This is a genomic window from Limnohabitans sp. (assembly GCF_044361645.1).
Classification (GTDB): Bacteria; Pseudomonadota; Gammaproteobacteria; order Burkholderiales; family Burkholderiaceae_C; genus Limnohabitans_A.
The window spans coordinates 1-4,187 of the sequence record NZ_JBIKIL010000192.1 but is presented as its reverse complement, the minus strand read 5'-3'; the positions used below and the strand labels follow the sequence as shown (position 1 = coordinate 4,187).

At 61.0% G+C, this 4,187-nt stretch carries 5 protein-coding genes; all 5 read right to left on the bottom strand.

The window, feature by feature from the left end:
* Positions 1-1,115 (bottom strand): 3-isopropylmalate dehydratase large subunit (locus ACIQ39_RS18770; RefSeq protein WP_396436104.1); only part of this gene is annotated, 1,115 nt, incomplete at its 3' end.
* Between the two features lie 318 nt (positions 1,116-1,433).
* Positions 1,434-2,597: a lipopolysaccharide assembly protein LapB gene (gene lapB / locus ACIQ39_RS18765; protein ID WP_396436103.1), complete on the bottom strand. Its 1,164-nt coding sequence runs from the start codon at positions 2,595-2,597 to the stop codon at positions 1,434-1,436.
* Positions 2,587-2,880, bottom strand: coding sequence for a lipopolysaccharide assembly LapA domain-containing protein (locus ACIQ39_RS18760; protein ID WP_396436102.1), 294 nt, complete (start codon positions 2,878-2,880; stop codon positions 2,587-2,589). Before ACIQ39_RS18760 ends, lapB begins: the two co-directional genes overlap by 11 nt.
* A gap of 44 nt (positions 2,881-2,924) precedes the next feature.
* Positions 2,925-3,245, bottom strand: coding sequence for an integration host factor subunit beta (locus ACIQ39_RS18755; protein WP_396436101.1), 321 nt, complete (start codon positions 3,243-3,245; stop codon positions 2,925-2,927).
* A 100-nt stretch (positions 3,246-3,345) separates the two neighbouring features.
* On the bottom strand, positions 3,346-4,187 hold an 842-nt coding region (locus ACIQ39_RS18750; protein WP_396436100.1), incomplete at its 5' end, for a S1 RNA-binding domain-containing protein.

The window sequence follows — 4,187 nt, the reverse complement described above, 5'->3', positions numbered from 1 at the left end:
GCTTCGCGCATATCTTCGATGCGGCTGTTGGTGCAAGAACCAATGAACACTTTGTCGATGGTGATGTCGGCCAGCGCCTTGCCGGGCTGCAGGCCCATGTAGGTCAGGGCGCGCTCGATGGCTTCGCGCTTGACCTCGTCTTTTTCCTTGTCGGGGTCGGGCGTGTGGCCGTCAATGCCCAGCACCATCTCGGGCGAGGTGCCCCAGGTGACTTGCGGCACGATGGCGCTGGCGTCCAGCTCGACCACAGCGTCAAAGTGCGCGCCGGGGTCGGACTGCAGGGTCTTCCAGTAGGCCACGGCGTGGTCCCACTCGGCACCACCGACAAACTGGCCGGTTTTCGGATCGGTTCCGGGCGAGAGCAAGCGGCCTTTGACGTAGTCGATGGTTTTCTCGTCCACCGCCACCAAGCCTGCGCGTGCGCCGCCCTCGATGGCCATGTTGCACACCGTCATGCGGCCTTCCATGCTCAAAGCGCGGATGGCCGAGCCGGCGAATTCGATGGTGTAGCCGGTGCCGCCTGCGGTGCCGATTTTGCCGATGATGGCCAGCACGATGTCTTTGCCGGTGAGGCCTTTGGCCAGGTTGCCCTCGACCTTGATCAGCATGTTTTTGGCTTTTTTGGCCAGCAGGGTTTGGGTGGCCATGACGTGTTCGACTTCGGAGGTGCCGATGCCGTGCGCCAGTGCGCCAAAAGCGCCGTGGGTCGAGGTGTGCGAGTCGCCGCAGACCACGGTCATGCCGGGCAGGGTGGCGCCGTTTTCAGGGCCAATGACGTGCACGATGCCCTGGCGTTTGGACAGGAAGGGGAAGAAGGCGGCCGAGCCGTATTCGGCCATGTTCGCGTCCAGCGTGGTGATTTGTTCTTTGCTGATCGGGTCGGTGATGCCGTCGTAGCCCAACTCCCAACCGGTGGTGGGGGTGTTGTGGTCGGCGGTCGCCACGATGGAGCTGACGCGCCAGACTTTGCGGCCCGCTTGGCGAATGCCTTCGAAGGCCTGGGGGCTGGTGACTTCGTGCACCAAGTGGCGGTCGATGTACAAGACGGCCGTGCCGTCTTCTTCGGTGTGGACGACGTGTTCGTCCCAGATCTTGTCGTAGAGCGTGCGTGCCATGGAGCTTCCTTGCTGTGCAGTTGGCCATTTTATGCGCTCGACAAGACTTGCCTGGGCGCGTTGTCTTGGTGGTGTCAGTCCCGACCGAGGCCTTGGCTGCGCCTGGGCTGCGTGCAGGCAGATCCAGTGCTTTTTGTATGCCGTGTTTTGGCCCGGGATGGGTGCGTGAACCACGGGGGTGAAAAAGCACAGTGGGTCAAGCCGCAGCAGCGCGGCATGTTCCCCGCAACCGTGCCCACCTGGTCTGCCCAACTGATCTGCCCACCTGAGGACCGAATCTGCAGGCCAGAGCACAAGCAAGTTTGGCTTGGCTCGAGGTCAGAGTTCTTCGATGCGCCGGGGTGGGTAGCTGTCCCAGGCTTGGCAGCCAGGGCAGTGCCAAAAATGCTCTTTGGCTTCGAAGCCACAGGCCGCGCAGCGGTAGCGCGCCAGCGGTTTGGTGGCGTGTTCCAGGGCTCTTTGGACCGAGGCGGGCAAACGAGGTCCATCGGCCTGACCGCCAGACAGCCAGCGGCTGGCGGCCGTGAGCGAAGGGTGAGTTTGCAAATGCGTCAGGTAGCGCTGCAGTGTTTCGACTTGCAGGGCTTCGCGGGTTTGGGCCGCATCAAGGCTTGCCATGGCGTCGAGCACATCGATGCTGGGCTGGCGCGCGTGGTATGCCTGCAGCAGGGTTTTGGCGTCTTCGGACATGTCACAAGCGAGCGCCGCTTTGCCCAGAGTGTCGGCCGCCAAAGGTGCGTTCAGGTCGTTGCGTTCAAACAAAACCGCCAGGCTGTCATAGGCCTGTTGGGCTTGGCCTTGGTTAAGCAGGAGCTGGCCCATCAAAATCCGAGGTCGGGCTGCGTTCGGATGTTTGCTCAGCGTGGGCTGGAGCAGACTCAGGGCTTGTGCCAAGTCGCCTCGGGCGACGGCTTCGCGGGCTTGCTCACATTGGTAGTGCGCCATGCGCATGCCAAAGTCGGCCTCGCCCGATGTGTCGAGCAAGCGCGCCACGGCAGCGGCCTCGGGCCATTCGCGTGAGCGCTCGTAAATGCCCATGCGGGCCAGCCGGGCTTGGCCTTCATAAACGGTGCCTTCCAGCTTGCGCAGCGCCTCTTCGGCGCGGTCGAGCAAACCCGCTTTCAGGTAGTCGAGCGCCAGACCGTGCTGCGCACGATGGCGATCGGCAGTGCCGATGTCAGAGCGCGAGAGCAGGTGTTCGTGCACCCGAACGGCACGGTCGTATTCGCCTCGGCGACGAAACAAGTTGCCCAAAGCAAAGTGCAGCTCTGAGGTGTCGGGGTCGTTTTGCACCGCTTCGATGAAGGCGTCAATGGCTTGGTCCTGCTGCTCGTTGAGCAGGTAATTCAAGCCTTTGAAGTAAGCACGCGGAGCCTGGCGATTGGCCATGCGCATTTGCCGCAAATCAAAGCGCGAAGCCACCCAGCCGAAGGCAAAAGCAGTGGGCAGGCCCAGCAAAATCCAGGTCAGGTCAAATTCCACGGGAGACCTTGCTTGTGGTGGGGGGCGGGTCTATGGGGGTTGGCAAAGCAGGGTGCAGGTGGGTTCTGCGTTGACGCCACCAGCGCGGCACCATCACCAACACACCCAACACCAAACCCATTGCAAAGGCCAACAAAACCACCAGCACGGTGGGCGCAGACCAATGGGTGCCGAAAAAGAAATTCACACGCGTTTCTTGTTGGTTGTTCAACGCGAAAGCAAACAGGGTGAAAAAAACAGCCGCTTTCAGTATCCACCGAAGCAGCCAAAGCAGTCGTTTCATGCAGAGACCTCGCGCGCTGTGAGAATTTTAGGGCGACCCAAAAATCATGTCTTGGGGGCTGCTTTGACAGGGGCGCTGCGCGTGGTCTCAGCGTCGACGGCTTCGCGCAAGGCTTTGCCGGGCTTGAAATGGGGAACGCGTTTTTCTGGGATTTGAACCGTCTCACCCGAGCGAGGGTTGCGGCCCACGCGGGGAGGGCGGCGGTTGATGGAGAAACTGCCAAAGCCCCGAATCTCAATGCGGTGGCCTTTGACAAGGGCATCGCTCATGGCGTCGAGCACCGTTTTGACGGCCAGTTCGGCGTCACGGTGGGTCAACTGCGCAAAACGGGCAGCGATTTCATCAACCAAGTCAGAGCGGGTCATGGGCGTTGGGCATTGAACGTTGAGCGTCGAGGTCGAGCGAAAGGGGCGGCTTGGCCGTGCACTTCGCTCAACTTCTAAGGCTCAACGCTCAGCGCTCACTTCAGTTGTTGTCGAGCTTGGCCCGCAACAAAGCGCCCAGGCTCGTGGTGCCAGCGTTTTCGGTCTTGGATTGCTGCGACAGCGAAGCCATGGCTTCTTGCTGGTCAGCTTGGTCCTTGGCCTTGATCGACAACTGGATGTTGCGGGTCTTGCGGTCCACGTTCACCACCACAGCCGTCACTTCGTCGCCGACTTTGAGCACGTGGCTGGCGTCTTCCACGCGGTCACGCGAAATTTCGCTGACACGCAGGTAGCCGATGATGTCTTCACCCAGGTCGATTTCAGCGCCCTTGGCATCCACGGTCTTGACCTTGCCGGTGACGATCTGGCCTTTGTCATTGATGGAGGTGAAGGTGGTGAAAGGATCAGAGTCGAGCTGTTTGATGCCCAAGCTGATGCGCTCGCGGTCCACGTCCACAGCCAAAACCAAGGCCTCGACTTCTTGGCCCTTCTTGAATTCGCGCACGGCGTTTTCGCCGGTTTCGTTCCAAGACAAGTCAGACAAGTGCACCAAGCCGTCGATGCCGGCGGCCAAGCCCACGAACACGCCAAAGTCGGTGATCGACTTGATCGGGCCCTTGACGCGGTCGCCACGCTTGGTGTTTTGCGCAAACTCTTGCCAAGGGTTGGCACGGCACTGCTTCATGCCCAAGCTGATGCGGCGCTTGTCTTCGTCGATCTCCAGCACCATGACTTCGACTTCGTCGCCCAAAGCCACGATTTTGGAAGGGGCCACGTTCTTGTTGGTCCAGTCCATCTCGGACACGTGCACCAAGCCTTCGATACCCGGCTCGAGTTCCACAAACGCGCCGTAGTCGGCGATGTTGGTGATCTTGCCGAACA

Excerpts from the sequence above, each read along its gene's own strand:
- ACIQ39_RS18760 (WP_396436102.1), bottom strand. The coding sequence starts at position 2,880 with ATGAAACGACTGCTTTGGCTGCTTCGGTGGATACTGAAAGCGGCTGTT.
- ACIQ39_RS18755 (WP_396436101.1), bottom strand. The coding sequence starts at position 3,245 with ATGACCCGCTCTGACTTGGTTGATGAAATCGCTGCCCGTTTTGCGCAG.